At 44.9% G+C, this 18151-nt stretch carries 18 protein-coding genes and 1 tRNA gene; 11 read left to right on the top strand and 8 right to left on the bottom strand.

The genetic code is table 11. The features are described 5' to 3' along the window. Positions 1-15: 15 nt before the first annotated feature. Positions 16-378 (bottom strand): hypothetical protein, encoded by a 363-nt coding sequence (locus tag IM792_RS08315; RefSeq protein WP_194101361.1) that lies wholly within the window; start codon positions 376-378, stop codon positions 16-18. Positions 379-453: 75 nt separating this feature from the next. On the opposite strand from IM792_RS08315, the gene IM792_RS08310 reads away from it, so the two are divergent. Beyond that, a complete protein-coding gene (locus IM792_RS08310) occupies positions 454-954 on the top strand; it encodes a TspO/MBR family protein (protein WP_194101360.1) in 501 nt (166 codons plus the stop codon). 45 nt (positions 955-999) lie between these two features. Then, complete coding sequence (locus IM792_RS08305) at positions 1000-1530, top strand: hypothetical protein (RefSeq protein WP_194101359.1); 531 nt, start codon at positions 1000-1002, stop codon at positions 1528-1530. Between the two features lie 9 nt (positions 1531-1539). Here the strand turns inward: IM792_RS08305 and IM792_RS08300 are convergent, their stop codons facing one another. Beyond that, positions 1540-3879, bottom strand: a complete 2340-nt coding sequence (locus IM792_RS08300; RefSeq protein ID WP_194101358.1) for a BamA/TamA family outer membrane protein — start codon at positions 3877-3879, stop codon at positions 1540-1542. 44 nt (positions 3880-3923) lie between these two features. On the opposite strand from IM792_RS08300, the gene IM792_RS08295 reads away from it, so the two are divergent. The 3 genes from IM792_RS08295 to IM792_RS08285 all read left to right on the top strand — a co-directional run bounded on the left by IM792_RS08295 (position 3924) and on the right by IM792_RS08285 (position 4999). Then, complete coding sequence (locus IM792_RS08295; RefSeq protein WP_194101357.1) at positions 3924-4673, top strand: RNA methyltransferase; 750 nt, start codon at positions 3924-3926, stop codon at positions 4671-4673. A gap of 49 nt (positions 4674-4722) precedes the next feature. After that, a tRNA-Cys gene (locus tag IM792_RS08290) sits at positions 4723-4793 on the top strand. 35 nt (positions 4794-4828) lie between these two features. Then, on the top strand, positions 4829-4999 hold the full coding sequence (locus IM792_RS08285; protein WP_194101356.1) for a spore protein: 171 nt from the start codon (positions 4829-4831) through the stop codon (positions 4997-4999). Between the two features lie 39 nt (positions 5000-5038). Here IM792_RS08285 and IM792_RS08280 read toward each other — a convergent pair whose 3' ends face one another. Then, entirely contained in the window at positions 5039-6076 is a 1038-nt protein-coding gene (locus tag IM792_RS08280; RefSeq protein WP_194101355.1) for a quinone-dependent dihydroorotate dehydrogenase, read from the bottom strand. Positions 6077-6371: 295 nt separating this feature from the next. Between IM792_RS08280 and IM792_RS08275 the strand changes: the two genes are divergently transcribed. Genes IM792_RS08275 through IM792_RS08265 form a run of 3 tightly spaced genes read left to right on the top strand, consistent with a single transcriptional unit; the run spans position 6372 to position 10177 of the window. Further along, positions 6372-8282, top strand: coding sequence for an ABC-F family ATP-binding cassette domain-containing protein (locus IM792_RS08275; RefSeq protein WP_194101354.1), 1911 nt, complete (start codon positions 6372-6374; stop codon positions 8280-8282). A 55-nt stretch (positions 8283-8337) separates the two neighbouring features. Beyond that, positions 8338-9603, top strand: a complete 1266-nt coding sequence (locus tag IM792_RS08270; RefSeq protein ID WP_194101353.1) for a DUF5103 domain-containing protein — start codon at positions 8338-8340, stop codon at positions 9601-9603. A gap of 46 nt (positions 9604-9649) precedes the next feature. Then, positions 9650-10177: an acyl-CoA thioesterase gene (locus IM792_RS08265; protein WP_194101352.1), complete on the top strand. Its 528-nt coding sequence runs from the start codon at positions 9650-9652 to the stop codon at positions 10175-10177. Here IM792_RS08265 and IM792_RS08260 read toward each other — a convergent pair whose 3' ends face one another. Continuing rightward, a complete protein-coding gene (locus IM792_RS08260; protein WP_347343804.1) occupies positions 10178-10969 on the bottom strand; it encodes a DUF3050 domain-containing protein in 792 nt (263 codons plus the stop codon). Positions 10970-11085: 116 nt separating this feature from the next. Here IM792_RS08260 and IM792_RS08255 point away from each other — a divergent pair, with 116 nt between their 5' ends. Next, entirely contained in the window at positions 11086-11847 is a 762-nt protein-coding gene (locus tag IM792_RS08255) for a hypothetical protein (protein WP_194101351.1), read from the top strand. A gap of 65 nt (positions 11848-11912) precedes the next feature. Continuing rightward, positions 11913-12539, top strand: a complete 627-nt coding sequence (locus IM792_RS08250) for a hypothetical protein (RefSeq protein ID WP_194101350.1) — start codon at positions 11913-11915, stop codon at positions 12537-12539. A gap of 8 nt (positions 12540-12547) precedes the next feature. On the opposite strand, the gene fmt is transcribed toward IM792_RS08250, so the two are convergent. Together fmt and IM792_RS08240 are read right to left on the bottom strand one after the other, a co-directional pair. After that, positions 12548-13465 carry a methionyl-tRNA formyltransferase gene (fmt, locus tag IM792_RS08245; RefSeq protein WP_194101349.1) on the bottom strand — a complete coding sequence of 306 codons (918 nt, stop codon included), beginning with the start codon at positions 13463-13465 and terminating at the stop codon, positions 12548-12550. Positions 13466-13548: 83 nt separating this feature from the next. Further along, positions 13549-14799: a DUF1343 domain-containing protein gene (locus tag IM792_RS08240; protein ID WP_194101348.1), complete on the bottom strand. Its 1251-nt coding sequence runs from the start codon at positions 14797-14799 to the stop codon at positions 13549-13551. An 85-nt stretch (positions 14800-14884) separates the two neighbouring features. Here IM792_RS08240 and IM792_RS08235 point away from each other — a divergent pair, with 85 nt between their 5' ends. Further along, entirely contained in the window at positions 14885-16105 is a 1221-nt protein-coding gene (locus IM792_RS08235) for an FtsX-like permease family protein (protein ID WP_194101347.1), read from the top strand. Between the two features lie 2 nt (positions 16106-16107). Here IM792_RS08235 and IM792_RS08230 read toward each other — a convergent pair whose 3' ends face one another. Both IM792_RS08230 and IM792_RS08225 read right to left on the bottom strand, forming a co-directional pair. After that, complete coding sequence (locus IM792_RS08230; RefSeq protein WP_194101346.1) at positions 16108-16941, bottom strand: aminotransferase class IV; 834 nt, start codon at positions 16939-16941, stop codon at positions 16108-16110. A gap of 71 nt (positions 16942-17012) precedes the next feature. After that, on the bottom strand, positions 17013-18056 hold the full coding sequence (locus tag IM792_RS08225; RefSeq protein ID WP_194101345.1) for an RluA family pseudouridine synthase: 1044 nt from the start codon (positions 18054-18056) through the stop codon (positions 17013-17015). Positions 18057-18151: the final 95 nt, after the last annotated feature.

Below are 18151 nucleotides of genomic sequence, written 5' to 3'. Positions count from 1 at the left end.
TGCCGAAGGAGGATGTTAAGCTTCGTCGGGTATAAAGTTTATCTCATCATTTTTATCAAAGGCTACATAGGCGCGTTTCCAGGGCTGATCATCGATCATTTGCCAGCGGTGTGCCGAGCCTGTGGTATCAAGCGCTATGAGTACCTCGCCGGGTTTAAGGATGAACTTTTCGCCCAGGCGGGTTTCAAACTCCAATGTACCGGTAAGGCTTATTACGTATTGTTCGGTTGGGGCATTATGCCAATCGTATGATGAACCTGCCGGCGATTCGCGAAAGCGTATACTGTTTGCCTTATGTAATTCATTCTCAACTAAAGTGCCTGTTATAAAGTGTGAATGGCCATCAGGGCCGGTATATAATTTTATAGCTTTTATCATTATCAGTAAGGTTGCCGCTAAAGTACAATAATAGCGCAAACTTATCATCAGTTGCAATTGTTGCTTAGCTGTATCATGAATACTGTAGCACAACCACATCGCAGCCCGCATTTAGGCGCACTCATAATCAGCATATTAATTACTTTGGCTATCGGCTTCACGGCCTCTTATTTTACCCGGCCCGAAATACCAGGTTGGTACGCGGGCTTGCAAAAGCCATCGTTTAGTCCGCCTAACTGGCTGTTTGCCCCGGTGTGGACCAGCCTGTACATTATTATAGGTATTGCCGCTTACCTGGTATGGCAACGGCGCGATGGCAGCAAGCTGTATGCTACTACACGCAATATATACATCGCACAGCTGGTGTTGAATTTTTCGTGGTCGATGGTGTTTTTTGGTATGCACCAGATGCTGGCCGCCTTTGTAATTATAGTACTGTTACTGATCAGTATAATTAGCTGTATCGCTAATTTTTCAAGGTTCAATAAGGCAGCATCCTGGTTAATGGTGCCCTACCTGCTTTGGGTAAGTTTTGCATCGATATTAAATTTTAGCGTTTATTTGCTCAACAAATAGCACAAAACGCTATTTTTATTTGCCGAAATCAACCGGCCCCCTTTCATGAAAAAACTTTTACTTGTTTGCCTAACCCTGCTGTTTTTTGCACCCGCTTTTGCCGATACGGTATCTATCGATCATTTCGCCGTGGTTGAAAACCCCTTCGCGCAGGATGAGGTAGCCATACAGGCAACCGATACTTTAGGCAAAGTGCGCGAGGATGTTAATGGCACCTTCAATTTCTCGATGAATGGCTTTAACGAAACATTGCAGTTTGATAAGGGGACGGCATTTTACAGGCATAAAATAGAAAAATCGACCTTTTTGTACGCCAAGCATGTAAATGATAACGGCACGCATTCCATATTATATTATGTGTATAAAAACGGCAGCAAGTTAGCTCCGTGGCATATCAGCTGGGTTTTATTGCTGGCTATACCCTGCGCGCTGATATTGCTTGCTTATATGTTTAAGCGTTTTATCATCATCGCGGTAATTATATTCATTATCTTCTTCTACTTTAACCACCACAATGGGTTAAGCGTAAGCCGCTTTTTCGAGAGTATTGTTGATGGCCTGAAAGGTATGTTTTAATACCCTTTTTTAGAAAGGTAAGCCCACGCCAAAGTTAAGCTGCATAAAGCTGTAACCCTCGCCCAATATATTACCATCGGTATCAACACCGGTTTTGTTGGCTTCGCGATAGGCACGCTTAAAGTCGCCGGTGCGGAATATTTCATCGCCATGTTTGATGAGCACCCATTGGTCGGAGCCATTGAATTGTGGGTCTTTAAATTTCAAGCCGATATCAAAACGGAACACAAAGAATTGCAGATCAAAACGCAGGCCGGTACCAATACCAATAGCGGTTGAGTTCCACAGGTTACCCAGCCTAAACTGTCCCTTCGGGTTATCCTCCTCATTTTTAAGGCGCCATACGTTACCAAAGTCCATAAAAAAGGCACCCTTCAATTTTGAGCCAAAGAAGTTATTGGCCAGCAAGTAACGATACTCGGCATTACCTACCAGTTTAACTTCGCCTACCTGATCAATGTACCTTAACTGGCTACGCAGGGTATCGGCCAAACTGCTTGTGCCATAGCTGGCACGGTTAAACTGACCGGGGCCAAGCGTACGCGGCAACCATGCCCTTATATCATTAGCGCCACCAGCATAAAAGTTCTTCTCGAATATCAAGTCGTCACTATTGCCATAAGGTATACCAACACCCGGGTTTATACGGAAGATGAACTGGCGCTCGTGCGAGAAGGTGCGGTAAAAGCGAAGATCTATTTCAGTTTTAGCGTACTGGGCGTAGTTGTAACCAAACAAGGTGCGCTTGCCGGTACTATCGGGCTTGGTGTTAAACACATGGCTTAACAAACTGAACGCGTTGCCGCCAATATCAATGCTCCCCCTAAAATACATAAAGTTGGTTAGCCAGTTCAGTTTATTGGCATTAAGCTGATAAGTATACTGGCTACCCGATGTTAATATAGTACGCCCGATAAGGTATATGTACGAGAACCTGTTTTGGCTCAGCAATAACCGGTAAGCGTTCGGGTCGATAGTACCGCGCGAAAACTCAACGAACAACGGCGTAACCGTGTGGCGTTTATCGGGAGTTTCAAAAAAGTCGTACGTAATGGAGTTTACAAAGCTTTGCCGCTTAACCAATCCTTTTTGATAAAACAACTGGTAGTTACTGGCAAAAGTAGTATGCGGCACCCCGTATTTACCCAATATGGGCGCTTTAAACGGCAATATCAATCGAGGATAGCTCAGGCTTAAACCTACCTTAAAATCCTGATTTTCTATGCTTCCGCGCGATGCTGAGTTGCTGCCGTTATCAAACAATACGCTCCAGTTTATTTTAAGCTGTAATGTTGCAGCCTGCTTAAACATGTTACGGTTGGTAAACGTGTTACCAATGTTGTAACCATACCGGCCACTGCTAAACAGAAACTCCCCCTCAATACGGTCATTCATCCTTTTCAGCGGAATGATGTCGATACGGGTATCGAGCCTGTTACTGCTATCGGCCAGTTTAGTATAAGTTGGGTTGGGCACGTTACGAAAAACGTTCAACTCCGAAAGGCGGGCAGTGGTGAGCTGCTGCCTATCAATATTATAAAGCTCTCCTTTTTTCTGGAAGATATAATCGGTTACTGTGCGTGACTTAAACCGGCCCGAGTAATCAACAAACCTGAACTGCGAATCAACCTGCAAGGTATCGGCCTGCCCTGTAGAGCGGCCTGTACTGCGCGCAATGGTAATCAGCGTGTTGTTGATCTTATATATCGGGTGATCTTTTTTGCCCGGAGGATTATCGATTACCACTTTCAGATCGACCACGCTGCTGTTATAGGTCGAATCGTAATCGTAGCTGATGTATTGGCGATAAAAATCAAAATAGCCATTACGTTTCATCACCGTGTATATCTCATCACGATCAGAAGCCAGGCTATCCCTGTCAAACCGGCTGCCCGGCTTAACGTGGGCTTTGCCTTTGTAACCTTCGTACAACGAGCGTACGCGACCATCGGCAATGCTATCGGTAAAGTTACGCACCTTAAACATCGGGCCTTCTTCGGCAGTGAATATCAGCTCGGCCTTTTTCTTTTTTATGTAGATGCTATCCTTAACCTTAGCTTTCAGGTAGCCCTTATTTTGCAGGAATTTTTCGATCTGCAAACGCGAATACTCAACCAGGCTACTATCTAAAATAGAAGGAGCCTCACCAATATTTTTTTTACCGTTTTTACTGAACAGGTAATAAAATTGCAGGTTAAGCCAGTTGTTGGGCTGCTGCTCTTTATCAACATAATTTAACGCGAGATCCTTATAATCATCATCAATACCCTTAATGGTAACCTTGCGCACAAGTGCCTGGTCGTCCTTAAGTTTGCGGGTTAAACTACAGCCCGAGGATATTATGAGCAAAAGAATAGTTAATATTGTAAGGCGATATTTAGCAGGATAAGTGTATGCTTTCAAAATCTCAGATCAATTTATTAAAATCCTTACAACATAAAAAGTTTCGTACCGAGCATGGCCTGTTCCTTGTTGAGGGCCACAAATCGGTTAATGAGTTTGCCAATTCGGCATACCAGGTTGATACCGTTTTCCAAACGTATACATCCGACCCAAAATTGCTGAATTTATCGCAAAAAATAAACAGCCAGCAAATATCATTGAACGATCTGGAAAAGATCAGCGCGTTAAAAACACCACAGGATGTTGTCGCGCTGATAAAGATACCCGATTGGCCCGCACTTAGTAACGATACGTTAAGCAAAAAGTTTTCAATTGTTTTAGATGGCATACAAGATCCCGGCAATTTGGGCACTATCATTCGCACGGCGGATTGGTTTGGCATTACCGATATTATTTGCTCGGCCGATACGGTTGATGCCTATAACCCCAAGGTGGTACAGGCCAGCATGGGTTCACTATCGCGCACCAGGCTGCATTATGTTGATATTGAACAGTTTTTAAAGCGCACGCAACTGCCCGTATTTGGCGCCCTGTTTAACGGAAAAAACATTTACGAAACTCAATTTGGCGGCGAAGGCCTCATTGTTATGGGCAATGAGGGCAACGGTATAAGGCCGGCTGTTGAGAAGCTGATACAAAAAGCCATCACCATACCAAGGGCAGGCCAGGCTGAATCACTGAACGTTGGCATAGCTACCGCCATATTTTGTTCAGAAATAAAAAGAAATACATTGAAATAAAGTTGGTAGTCAACAAAAATATTTGCTACTTTTGCGTTCCTTAAAAAATGGTCGGGTGGCCGAGTGGCTAGGCAGAGGTCTGCAAAACCTCGTACAGCGGTTCGAATCCGCTCCCGACCTCACAGGATTATTAAAGTATTAAAAAATTAAGTATCATGGGCGTTACTCGTTTAAAAAGAAAAGATAGAAGAAATAAAACTTTCTCACGTTTGGAAGTTCAATTCCTGAAACTGGCTACTAACCTGCAACCAGGCAGCCGTTCAGCTCAATCAACTAAAGATCAGTTAGCTAAAAACAACGAAGTTTTAGCTTCTTTGACCAAATAAGTTTAAAAGATCTTATTTAAAATAAAAAAATCCTGTTGGTTATACCGACAGGATTTTTTTGTTGATACGCTTTATAAGCGATGGCCCCTCGTAAATAAAGCCGGTATAAAGTTGCACCAATGATGCCCCGGCATTCAATTTCTCCACGGCATCTTCAGCCGAATGTATGCCCCCCACCCCAATGATAGGGAAAGCGCCATTTGATTTTTTATGCAGATAAGCAATAACCTCGGTTGAACGCTGCGTTAATGGCTTGCCGCTTAATCCGCCGGTTTCGGCTTTATGCGTGCCGGTTAACCCTTCACGACTGATAGTAGTATTGGTAGCTATAACACCCGCTATTTTAGTTTCGGTAACTATCTCAACAATATCATTCAGTTGATCATCGGTTAAATCAGGTGCTATTTTAAGGAGGATTGGTTTGCTTATGCCGTTTTTATTATTGCGCTGTTGCAGCGTGTTCAATATATGCATTAGCGGCTCCTTCTCCTGTAAGGCACGCAGACCGGGTGTGTTGGGCGAGCTTACGTTCACCACAAAGTAGTCAACCACATCAAATAACCTGTCAAAACATTTTATGTAATCGCTTACGGCATCCTCATTAGGTGTTACCTTATTTTTGCCGATGTTACCACCAATAATAATGCCCTCCTGCCCTTTTGGTCGGTTTTTACGGTAGGCAGCCAAACGCGCGGCAACCACATCAACTCCCAGGTTATTGAAACCCATACGGTTGATCAGCGCCTCATCAGGCGGCAGGCGGAACATGCGCGGCTTGGGGTTACCCGGTTGCGGTAGCGGCGTTACGGTTCCTACCTCAACAAAACCAAAACCAAGATTGGCCATTTCGGCTATTACTTCGCCATTTTTATCAAACCCGGCAGCAAGGCCAACAGGGTTGATAAATTTTAGTCCGAATACTTCCTTTTCCAGTCGACTATCCTTCAAATCCCACGTGGCACGACTAACGGCCGCCCCGCCGGGAAATTTATTGAACCTGCGCAGGTTGCGGGTAACAAAATAATGCACCTTCTCCGGGTCAAACTGAAACAGCAATGGTTTAAGTAAACTATACATGCCGCAAAGGTATATATTATGGTGATATTGCTGAAAGCGAATAGAGCAGAAAGCTTAAAGACCAAAGCTGAAGGCTGAAAATTGAGCAGAAGGCTGAAAGATTAAAGCCGAAAGCGAATAGAGCAGAAAGCTGAAAGACCAAAGCTGAAAGCAGAAAATAGAGCAGAAGGCTGAAAGATTAAAGCTGAAAGCTCTTTTGGCAATTACAAAATACTAAAGCTTTCTGCTTTGGTCTTTCCGCTTTAAGCTATAGACTTTAAGCTTTAAGCTCCAAAAATCGTATCTTTGCGCCCAAATGATCGCAATAAATAATCTGACGTTTGAGATAGGTGCAAGGAAATTGTATGACGAGGCTAACTGGCATATTAAACCGGGCGAAAAAATAGGCCTGATAGGCGCTAACGGAACCGGCAAAACCACGCTGCTGCGTATGATAGTGGGCGAATACAAACCTACATCGGGCACTATATCAATGGCGAAGGATCTGACCCTGGGTTATTTGAACCAGGATTTGTTATCCTACGCGTCGGACAAGAACATACTGCACGTGGCTATGGAGGCCTTTGAGCGCCAAAACCAGCTGCATACCGAAATTGAGAACCTCCTCAAAAAACTGGAAACAGATTACAGCGAAGACTTATTACACAAGCTAAGCGACAAGCAAACCGAATTTGAGGCGCTTGACGGTTACAATATTGAATACAAAGCCCACGAAATTTTGGCGGGTTTAGGTTTTAGCGAGGCCGATACACACCGCAAGCTAAGCACCTTTTCGGGTGGATGGCGTATGCGTGTTATGCTGGCTAAAATTCTGTTACAGGCACCTGATATACTGCTGCTGGATGAGCCTACCAACCACCTGGACTTACCATCAATACAATGGTTGGAGCAGTACCTGAAAGACTTTGACGGTGCGGTGATCATCGTATCGCACGATAGATGGTTTTTGGATAAGGTGATCAATCGTACGGTTGAATCGCGCAAGGGTAAACTGACCGTTTACGCGGGTAATTACTCTTTCTATCTGGAAGAAAAAGCCCTTCGTGAGGAAATTCAGCGTGGAGAGTTTAAAAACCAGCAATCAAAAATAAAGCAGGAAGAACGCCTGATTGAGCGTTTCCGTGCCAAGGCATCCAAAGCTAAAATGGCACAATCGCGCATCAAAATGCTCGATAAAATGGAGCGTGTAGATGATGTGGATGATGACAACCCAACGGTTAACTTCACGTTCAGGTTCTCTAAACAATCGGGCAGGCACGTGGTAACCCTTGAGGATATTACCAAGAAATACCCGGCTATTGATATTCTGGATAGTGCCGAGGCGGTAATTGAGAAAGGCGATAAGATAGCCCTGATTGGTGCTAACGGTCGTGGTAAATCAACCCTGTTGCGTATCATTGCCAATGCCGATAAGGACTATACCGGTACGGTAACCACAGGACACAACGTTTCAACAACCTTCTTCGCGCAGCACCAGTTGGAATCACTCCATCTGGAGAACGAGATACTGGCCGAACTGCAATCATTCGCGCCAAAACATACCGATACCGAGCTGCGTACCATATTGGGTTCGTTCCTGTTTACGGGCGATGATGTGTTTAAAAAGATCAAGGTGCTTTCGGGTGGTGAAAAATCGCGCGTGGCATTGGCCAAGGCCCTTACCGCCGATGCTAACTTTTTGGTTCTCGATGAGCCTACCAACCACCTTGACATACAATCGGTAAACATACTGATACAGGCTATACAGCAGTACGAAGGTACGGTGGTAGTAGTATCGCACGACAGGTATTTTCTGGATAATGTGGCTAACAGGATTTGGTACATTGAAGATCAAAAGATCAAGATCTACCCCGGTACTTATGCAGAGTACGAGGAATGGAACTCGAAACGTAAGTTTGATAAAGCCACTCCCACGCCTCAGCCTAAAAAGGAAGAAAAGAAGCCCGAGCCGGTTAAACAACAAAGCGACGATAAAACCCAGCAGCTTAAAAAGCTTAACCAGGAGCTTGGCAAAATGGAAAAGCAAATTGCCGATATTGAAGCCGAGGTAAAGAAACTGGAAAGCGACCTGGCCGACGATAAAATTTATTCGGACCAAAACCGGTTAAAGCAAACCAACACCGCCTACCAGCAGAAAAAGGATGAACTGGGCGCTGTAAAAGATAAATGGGAGGCTTTGGCCGAGCAGATATTGGAGTTGGAGTAAAGCCCCACCCGGCCTCCCCTAAAGGGGAGGAGATTTAACCATATTATAAACAGTTATGAGGAGAACGATCTATACTTTAATACTTTTTATTCTTCACTTAACTGCTTATGCTCAGCAATATACTGATAGCGTATACCGCACTAACATAAAAAGTATTGAGCTTTATAATCAGGGTAAAGCGGGTTCTCTGCCTGTTATCAACCTTAACTCGGGCGATAAGCTGGTGCTGGGGTTTGATGACCTTACAGGCCAAACCAGCAATTTTTATTATACCCTTGAGCATTGCGACGCGCTGTGGAATTCATCGCGCCTATCCCCTGCCGAGTACCTGCAAAGCTTTACCGAGGATCAAATCATCAACTATAAATATTCATCGGGCACATATCAAAAATATGTGCATTACGAGATCATCTTCCCTAACAGCAACATTATACCCAAATACGCGGGCAACTATATTTTAAAGGTTTATGAGGGTGGCGATCAGCAAAAGCTGGTGTTTACCCGTAAAATGTATGTGCTTAACTCGCGGGTATCGGTATCGGCTACCATGGTGCCATCAAACAATGTACAATACAGGCAAACCAACCAAAAGCTGAATTTTACAATTGACTACGGCACACTACGCATACAAAACCCGGCTACGGATATGCGTGTGCTTGTTATGCAAAACTACCGTGCCGACGCCACCATTTTAAACCGTGAGCCAATGAGCATACGCGGCACTCAGTTGGTTTATAATGATGTTAACGCTAACGATTTTCCGGGGCGTAATGAGTTCCGCTATTTTGATACGCGTACGCTTAAGGCCGGTGCACATGGCATCAACCGCATTTACCGGGATACGGGTTTTTCGGTTCAATTGAATACCGATGTTAACCGCAATGGCCAGCCTTATGAGTTTCAGTTTGATAATAATGGCAATTGGTACATTTTGAATCAGGATGGCAGCGACCCGCGGATTGATGCTGATTACGCCAAAGTATATTTTAGTTTGGATGCCCGCAAGGATGCTGCCGAGGGTACGCCTTACGTTATCGGCAGGTTTAACAACTTTAAGCCTGATGCCAACAGCGTACTGAAGTTTGATGCGGCTACCGGCAGGTTTGTAACCATGCTACAGCTAAAACAAGGCGTGTACGATTATGAATACCTTTGGGTGAACAACGCCACCAAAAAGGCTGATGATACCGTGATAGAGGGCAGCCATTACGAAACCGGGAATGAATACCAGCTGTTTATTTACTACCGTGCCCCTGGCGCCCGTTGGGAGGAGCTTGCCGGCATGCAGCAAATAAGCACCGCCAAAAACCAAAACCGGTAGCGGCTTGTATTTTGCTATATTTGCAGCAAACATCGCCGATTGTAATATGACTTTAAAAACCCCGCAAGACTCGCTTACCATAATGAACGAGCTGGTATTACCTAATGATACCAACTACCTGCACAACCTTATGGGGGGCCGCCTGTTGCATTGGATGGATATTGCCGCCGCCATATCGGCGCAAAAGCATTGCAACCGCATTGTGGTTACCGCATCGGTTGATAATGTGTCATTTCAGCAGCCTGTTAAGCTGGGCGATGTGATCAATATTGAAGCCAAGGTTACCCGCGCGTTCACTACCTCTATGGAAGTTAAGCTGGATGTATGGGCGCAAAACATGCCATCGGGCACTAACATTAAATGTAACGAGGCCTACTACACCTTTGTAGCGCTTGATGAAAATGGCCGCACCATAGCCGTGCCCGAAATTGAGCCGCAAACCGAAAAGGAACTGGAGCTTTACGCGGGCGCGTTACGTCGCCGTCAATTAAGGCTGATACTTGGCGGCCGTATGCACCCCGATGATGCTACCGAGCTTAAGGCACTGTTCACAGCCGCCAAAAAAGATATTTAATTACGCTTCCTGCTTTAAAGCGTTTATTTCGCTCAGGATACCATCCCACAGATCGATACGTGCTTGCAGGGCCTGCTTAACTACTTCGGTAGCGGCTTGCCATTTGGCATCGTCGTCGCCGCAAAGTTCAGCTGTCATTTCATACGCCAGGTGCGAGTGGTGGTCGCCGTCAACCTCAATATGACGTTCCAAATAATAAACAAAGGTATCTATCTTACCCGGGGCACTGTTGCTTATCTGCTTCACCATGCTGATGAACATACCCGGTATCAAATCCTCACGCCCAAAGGTGAATACGGCAGCTATTAAATGCTCGTGCCCTGTGGCTATCACCTCAAAAGTATGCTTTACAAATTGGGCGGCAGCGGCAGGTATACCTTCGGCATTTAGGGCCCCGGTAACGTTTTTGCCTTGGGCCAATTGCTGTAGCAGGTTGTTTATGGGCTGCACATTAAAACCGGCCTGCTCCATAGCTTGCAGGTACAGCTCAAAGTGGCTTACACGGTTGCCGTGCTGGTCAACATCGCTCTCCTCGCCCGTAACAATTTCGTTAATTAAGTAGCGGGTATTGGCGCTGCCAACAGGCACCCAGGGCACATTGGTACAGGTTAGTTTTTGTTGCAGGGCTTTTAAAAGCGACATAAAATCCCACACGGCAAAAATATGATGCTCCATAAAAACACGCAGATCATCAGCACTTTGCATTTGTTTATACAACTCATGATCTATCAATTCCGCACGTAAAGGGGCTATGGCCTGCTTTAATTGTTCTATCCTGTCCATGTACTTCATGCGGCAAAATTAACACCTTAAATATTTTTTGATTGTCATTATTCCGAAGCGCTATAAATTAGATATTTGCACAACATTTTTTAAAATGCAGTGTTGAAATATAAAACTGCCCTTACATGCTAACAGAGATATTACCAGCCGATGGTTCAGCCTTATACACTGAAACCAATATGCACAATTTGTTCCCTGAGCCGTGGAACATGGTTTCATCTGCATTATTCCTGATACCCGGTATATATTGGCTTATTAAATTAAAAGGCTTTAACAAGCGCCATGCTTTTTTAAGCTTAGCTACCTTTTTAATGCTTACCGGCTGCATTGGCAGCACGGTATACCACGGCTTTAGGCAATGGCGTTTTTTTATGTATCTGGATTGGGTGCCTATCGCGCTGCTTTGTATGCTGGCCAGCATGTTCTTTATTATTAAGGTTACGGGTAAATGGCAGTCGGCAGCGGTTGCGGTAGCGGCATTTGGCCTGGTTGAACTTGGCTTAAAGCAGTTATACATGCTGTACGATAAGCACATTATGTTCAGCATAAATTATGGAGTGATGGTATTGATGATAGTAGTGCCCCTGCTGATGCTGCTCATCAAAACCCGCTGGCGAAACGGATCATTAGTAGCGGCGGCCTTTGTAAGTTTTGGCTTCGCGCTGTTTTTCAGGATAATCGATACCGAGGCCTTGCTGCCGATGGGCACACACTTTTTATGGCATACCTTTGGCGCCATAGCCACCTCATTCATCTTCCTGTACATCTATCGCTTAAACGGCTTTACCTACATGAAGAAACGCCTGAAACACCTGAAAGAGGAAGCCCTTGTGCTGCCTATGTACAGTGATAAGGATAGTGATGTTGAAGAACGCACGGGATCGTAAGTATTTCATCTTCAAAATAATTTTAGCAAAGCGATGGTATTACTGCCATCGCTTTTTTATTTTTAATGCATGAAACCGTTATCACAAATCATTTTTACACACTTATAATTACCTCGCTTTTTTCTTGTTCATCAAATGATGAAAATAATAAACAAGCGGTTAAACCGGTAATAGACGAACAATACGCGTCAAGACTTTCGGACAGCAGGGAATATTCAAGCCCGATTGATAAGATATATAACGATCTGCTTAAAAAAGATTCAGATCTGCATGATCTTAATATGGCGATAATCAGTTTTAAGGAAACTAAATACGATAGTCTGAAAAACTACAGGCTATTCAATGGCGAATCAACCGATTACTATGTTGCCGGAAAGATAGCCGCGAAAGAGATTACAGACAGTGCTCTAAAGAAAAGCTCATTACAAATACTCGCATTAAGTGAGCAGCAATACAAAAGTAAAACCAAGGCACTTAATGAAACTGTTTTGAGCATCGCCAGGCACGATACCAGCATTCAAAATTATAACACTACCTTGAAAATCGCGGCAACTTTGGCTGTGTTAGAGAAATATCAAAACAGCAATCTCTCGAAATTCCAGAATGTTAAACGGCTTGACAGCACCGCTGCCGCTTTAGATGCCAAAACAAAGGCTATGGCCGAGGCCCACATCAAAAAGCTGAAGAAATAAGCAGGAAACTACAGCCTCACCCCTCGCAAAAACTCCTCGATGCCCATTCGCTTTTTACCTTCCAGCTGTACATCCGTTGGGGATATGTAACCGTTGGGCGCAGCGAACTTAAGGTTGGTTTTACCATCGCTTAAAAAGCCGCCGGGTTGTATGCCGGGTTCGGTTTCGGTGTATTCGGCGTTGTATATTTTTAATACCTTGCCGTTAAGGGTAGTGTAAGCGGTTGGTACAGGGCTGAGGCCGCGTATCAGGTTATATATTTTTGCTACAGGTTGTGTCCAGTCTATCGCGCCCAACTCCTTAGTTAGTTTTGGGGCGTGTTGCAATTCCTCGCCGGTAGCTAACTGATGCTGCGGATGTTCGTGGTAGCGGCCGCTCTCAATGGCCTTAACTGTTTTAACCAACAGGCCCGCGCCTTTATTCATCAGGCGGTCGTGCAGATCGCCGGCGGTTTCCTGGCCGGTAAGAGTTACTTTTTCGGTGAATAATACATCGCCGGTATCTATCTCATGTTTTAAAAAGAAGGTGGTTACACCGGTTTCCCTTTCGCCATTAATAAGCACCCAGTTTATAGGCGCGGCACCACGATATTGCGGTAACAGCGAGGCATGCAGGTTTATAGTACCCTTTGCAGGCATACTCCAAACCACCTGCGGCAACATGCGGAAGGCTACCACCACCTGCAAATCGGCATTAAGGGCGGCAAGCTGGTCTAAAAAATCGGGGCTTTTTAGCTTTTCGGGTTGTAATACCTTAATTCCGTTAGCTACGGCATATTGTTTTACGGCACTCTCGCTTACCTTTTGCCCCCTTCCGGCGGGCTTATCAGGGGCTGTAACTACAGCCACTATATCGCAACCGGCTGTTATTAACGCGTCTAACGATGCTACGGCAAATTGCGGTGTGCCCATAAATACAATTCTCATGGTAGATATTATTTTAGATGTATTGCATAAAAATAAGCAACTGGCTCGAATTGTTTGGCAACAAAATTCAGTTTTGTGCCATTTTAAGGGTACAGCAAATATTTTTTACGCATCTGCTTAAAATTGCTCAGGCCGGGCTCCCAGCTGGCCCTTATTTCGGCCTCGGTTTTACCGGCCACAATTTGTTGCTGTAAGTTTTTTGTGCCCACCAATTTCAGGAAATAAGCATTAAAAAACTTACTCTTATCCGGAAAAACCTTGTACATATCAATCACCCAGCTCAGGTTAAGCTTGCCTGTTTTTTTGAATATCGATGCATCGTATTTTCGCAAGTCGATACCATAGCAAACATTACCCTTTTGCGGCGGATTATCGCTCACTCCCGGGATGCTTACCGGCGTAAATTCAAAATCGAACTTACCCTTTAACAACGGGTGCCCCGCCACCTGGAACGGAAAATCAGTACCCCTGCCCAAACTAAACGTAGTGCCCTCAAACAAACAAATGCTTGAGTACAATAAAATAGATTGCTGCGTATTCAGGTTGGGCGATGGGTGTACAGGCAAAGTATAATCTGACTGATGGGTATAGCCCTCCATCTTCACTATCTTTAAATCGCATTGTATCCCTTTGTTGAGCCATTTTTCGCCGTTTATCATTTGGGCATACTCGGCCATTGTCATACCATGACTAATGGGTATAGGGTGCATCCCCACAAAACCTTTATAGGCAGGCTCCATAATAGGGCCATCAATTATAAAACCGTTTGGGTTAGGCCTGTCAAGCACCATAAGCGGTATCTTGTTTTCGGCGCAGGCTTCCATCAGGTAGTGCAGGGTTGATATATAGGTGTAAAAACGCGCGCCCACATCCTGAATATCAAACACCATAATATCAATGCCTTTCAAATCCTCGGGAGTGGGTTTGTAGTGCTTTCCGTATAGCGATACCACCGGCAACCCTGTAGACGGATCAACCTCATCGCCAACCTTGGCGCCATTGGCGGCGTTGCCTCTAAAACCATGCTCAGGGCCAAATATCTTTTTTATGCTGATGCCGCTTTTCAGCAGGCTATCAACCGTAAGCTTGCCATTGGTGCCAATGATAGATGTTTGGTTGATAAGCATACCCACGTTCTTACCCTTAAGCTGATCTATGTAGGCATCGGTACGGTCGGCAGCGGTAACTATGGTTGCCGGGGCATTGGTATTTACGGCAACGGTATCGGTTTTAACGGTAGCCGTCTGGTTTTCTGTGGTCGGCTGGCCGCAGGTAGTAGCGCCCAGCAACATGCCCGTGGTAGCCAAACGTAAAAATATGGTAGTATGTATCATTTTATGTTTTTCTATTGGTTATTTTAAGTAAACGTTTTTTAGCGACAAAACCGCATATTTGCGAAGTTACAAAAATCATACTGCTTTGAATTTTTCGTCGTTTATTGCCGGCCGCATCACCTTTAAGTCCAGGCGCACGTTCTCAAAACTGATCGTGCGTATTGCCGTGGTGGGCATTATGCTCGGCCTCGGGGTAATGATACTTTCATTAGCCATTGTAAAGGGCTTTAAGCAGGAAATACGCGAAAAGATACGCGGCTTTGCCGGAGATATGCAGGTAGTAAAGTTCGACCTCAACAACTCCTACGAAAATTCCCCATTTGTAAAGGATGATCATTTTGTAAAACAGGCGCTCCATAATAAAGAGATAATCAGCATAAAGCCTTTTGCTACAAAACCGGCCATTATTAAGGCCAATGACGAAATTGAGGGCATTGTACTGAAAGGCGTTGATAAAACCTACGACTGGCAGGTATTCAAAAAAACCTTGCTCGAAGGTGATGTGATCAACTTTAGCGATTCGGTAAAGGCTAATGAGCAGATCATTGTATCGCGCCAAACGGCCGACAGGCTAAAGCTTAAGGTGGGCGATGATATACTGATGTATTTTGTGCAGGAGCCCTTGCGCAAGCGTAAGCTGGTTATCAGTGGCATATACAGTTCGGGGGTTGATGAGGTTGATAAAACCTTCGTAATCGGCAGCCTGGCGCTGATACAGCGTTTGAATAACTGGGAAAGCAACGAAATTGGCGGTTATGAAGTGCGCGTAGCCAACTTTGACAGACTGGCGAAAGCCGACGCCTTTTTAGATACTGTAATACCTGTCCGCTTAAAATCATACACCATACAGCAAAACTACCCTACCATATTTGAGTGGCTTAAACTGCTTGATGTTAATGCCCGTGTAATGCTGGTGCTAATGCTTATAGTAGCGGTGATCAACATGATATCAGCCCTGCTGATCATGATACTGGAGCGTACCTCCATGATAGGTATGTTCAAGGCCTTGGGTGCCAACAACTGGAGCATACAAAAAGTATTTTTACTGAACGCCTTTTACCTGATAGGCTTAGGCTTGATATTAGGCAATATTTTCGGCCTGGGGTTGAGCCTGTTTCAATTTAAAACCCACTTCTTTCAGCTCGATCCGGCATCGTACTACATGTCATTCGTACCGGTACAGCTTAATGTAATGGATGTAGTTCTGTTGAATATAGGCACGCTGGTTATCTGCCTGCTGGTTATGCTAATACCATCAGCATTGGTGAGCAAGATACAGCCTGTTAAGGCCATCCGCTTTAAATAAGTTTAGAGTTTATTCAGCTCGTCCATCAGGCCTTTGCTCAGGCGGTTAAAATAGCGCTTTACGCCAAAACCCATTACTGATTGTATGCCACGGGTAGCATTGGTTAGGAACACCTCATCGGCCTCATACAATATCTCGGGGTTTATCTGCGCCTCGGTAACCTCAATTTTGTTGGCCTTGGCCACATTGATAATAACCTGGCGCATAACACCCTCCACACAACCCTCGCTTAAAGCCGGAGTGTACAGATGATTATTATACCAAATAAAGATGTTTGAACTGCTGGCCTCGCACAGGTAACCATTCTGGTTAAGCAGAAACACATCATCCAACCGGTTTTGCTCCTTATAAATACCCGCCATTATATAAATGAGCGAATTGCAGGTTTTGATATTTGACAGGTAGTTAGATGGCTTGGGCAGATCGGTATATACATCCATGATCAGCCCTTTTTCATTCAAAAAATAGCGTGGCTCATCAAGCGGTTGCAACTCCAGGCAGTAACCCATTTTGTTTTGCGATGGCGTGTACAACCCCTCCGCATCACGATAAACCGTTAGGCGCAAACGCGCGTGCTTTACCTTGTTGCGGGTAGCCAGTTCTTCGGCCTTATTTTTCAGGAACCAGGCATCCGTTTGCGAGTAGCCGTCAATCTTAAGTGCTTTCATGCCGCGTTGCAGTCTGTCGGCATGCAGGTCGGCAAACTTTAGCTTTCCTTTCATTAGGCGCATGCTCTCAAACAGGCCATCACCATACCTGAAACCACGGTTGCCCGTAGTTAAAAGTTTGGTATCGGCCGGTACAATTTCACCATTAAAATTGATGTATAAAGGCATGCCCTGTAATTGCGTTTTGGTGTTAGATATGAGTTTTTAGACAATGATAGCCTTATATTGTTTCGGGCAAATTACAAGTTATCATGATTGGCGGTGGCTACATACTTACGCCATTTCTCTAAAACCGCTACAAAATCGGCAGGCAACGGCGCCTCAAAGCTCACCTGTTTTTTTTGTGCAGGATGCTTAAAGCCCAACGACTGCGCATGCAGCGCCTGGCGAGGCATCAGGGCGAAACAGTTGTCAACAAACTGCTTATACTTGGTGAATACCGTGCCCTTTAATATCTTATCGCCCCCGTAAGTAGCATCGCTAAATAGTGGGTGACCAATATGTTTCATATGCGCGCGTATCTGGTGGGTACGGCCGGTTTCCAGCTGGCATTCTATCAGCGTAACATAACCCAGGCGTTCCAACACCTTATAGTGCGTAACAGACCATTTTCCTTTCTCCTCATCATCATAAACACTCATTACACGCCTGTCGCTATGGCTGCGGCCAATGTAGCCGGTAACGGTGCCATCCTCGGCAACATCGCCCCAAACCAAGGCTATGTATTTACGGTAGATGGTGTGGTCAAAAAATTGCTTGGCCAGGTAGCTCATAGAACGTTCGTTCTTGCTGATCACCAGCAAGCCTGAAGTATCCTTATCAATACGGTGTATCAGGCCCGGGCGGCCATCATTACCCGGCATGGTAGGCAGTTGCTGAAAGTGATGCACCAGCGCGTTAACCAGCGTACCGGTATAATTATTATATCCGGGGTGAACCACCATGCCCGGCTCCTTGTTCACTATCAATACATCATCATCCTCGTAGGCAATGTTTATTGGTATATCCTCAGGGTAAACTTCGGTATCGCGCGGCGGGTGAGGCAATACTACCGATATAACATCAGCCGGTTTAACCTTGTAGCTCGATTTTATTACCTTATCATTAACCAGCACATTACCCAGATCAATGGCGTTTTGTATGCGGTTGCGCGACGCGTTTTCAACACGGTGCATCAAAAATTTATCAATACGCAACAGCGATTGACCTTTATCAACCACTATACGCAGGTGTTCGTACAGATCCTGCTCGTCCTGTTCTATCAATTCTATATCTTCGGCCATTTGTGCAAAAGTAACCGTTTTTACACACATTGTTGCGCATTCGTTTAAGGTTTGTAACCTTGATCACCGGCCTGCCGTAAAATCATTTTTAACCA

This window comes from Mucilaginibacter sp. JRF, from assembly GCF_015223065.1.
Lineage (GTDB): Bacteria > Bacteroidota > Bacteroidia > Sphingobacteriales > Sphingobacteriaceae > Mucilaginibacter.
This window is presented reverse-complemented; position numbering and strand designations above follow the sequence as displayed.

What these genes read in the sequence shown, in the direction of transcription:
- IM792_RS08315 (WP_194101361.1), bottom strand. Translation starts at nt 378, where the DNA reads ATGATAAAAGCTATAAAATTATATACCGGCCCTGATGGCCATTCACAC.
- IM792_RS08310 (WP_194101360.1), top strand. Translation starts at nt 454, where the DNA reads ATGAATACTGTAGCACAACCACATCGCAGCCCGCATTTAGGCGCACTC.
- IM792_RS08305 (WP_194101359.1), top strand. Translation starts at nt 1,000, where the DNA reads ATGAAAAAACTTTTACTTGTTTGCCTAACCCTGCTGTTTTTTGCACCC.
- IM792_RS08295 (WP_194101357.1), top strand. Translation starts at nt 3,924, where the DNA reads ATGCTTTCAAAATCTCAGATCAATTTATTAAAATCCTTACAACATAAA.
- IM792_RS08285 (WP_194101356.1), top strand. Translation starts at nt 4,829, where the DNA reads ATGGGCGTTACTCGTTTAAAAAGAAAAGATAGAAGAAATAAAACTTTC.
- IM792_RS08280 (WP_194101355.1), bottom strand. Translation starts at nt 6,076, where the DNA reads ATGTATAGTTTACTTAAACCATTGCTGTTTCAGTTTGACCCGGAGAAG.
- IM792_RS08275 (WP_194101354.1), top strand. Translation starts at nt 6,372, where the DNA reads ATGATCGCAATAAATAATCTGACGTTTGAGATAGGTGCAAGGAAATTG.
- IM792_RS08270 (WP_194101353.1), top strand. Translation starts at nt 8,338, where the DNA reads ATGAGGAGAACGATCTATACTTTAATACTTTTTATTCTTCACTTAACT.
- IM792_RS08265 (WP_194101352.1), top strand. Translation starts at nt 9,650, where the DNA reads ATGACTTTAAAAACCCCGCAAGACTCGCTTACCATAATGAACGAGCTG.
- IM792_RS08260 (WP_347343804.1), bottom strand. Translation starts at nt 10,969, where the DNA reads ATGAAGTACATGGACAGGATAGAACAATTAAAGCAGGCCATAGCCCCT.
- IM792_RS08255 (WP_194101351.1), top strand. Translation starts at nt 11,086, where the DNA reads ATGCTAACAGAGATATTACCAGCCGATGGTTCAGCCTTATACACTGAA.
- IM792_RS08250 (WP_194101350.1), top strand. Translation starts at nt 11,913, where the DNA reads ATGCATGAAACCGTTATCACAAATCATTTTTACACACTTATAATTACC.
- fmt (WP_194101349.1), bottom strand. Translation starts at nt 13,465, where the DNA reads ATGAGAATTGTATTTATGGGCACACCGCAATTTGCCGTAGCATCGTTA.
- IM792_RS08240 (WP_194101348.1), bottom strand. Translation starts at nt 14,799, where the DNA reads ATGATACATACTACCATATTTTTACGTTTGGCTACCACGGGCATGTTG.
- IM792_RS08230 (WP_194101346.1), bottom strand. Translation starts at nt 16,941, where the DNA reads ATGCCTTTATACATCAATTTTAATGGTGAAATTGTACCGGCCGATACC.
- IM792_RS08225 (WP_194101345.1), bottom strand. Translation starts at nt 18,056, where the DNA reads ATGGCCGAAGATATAGAATTGATAGAACAGGACGAGCAGGATCTGTAC.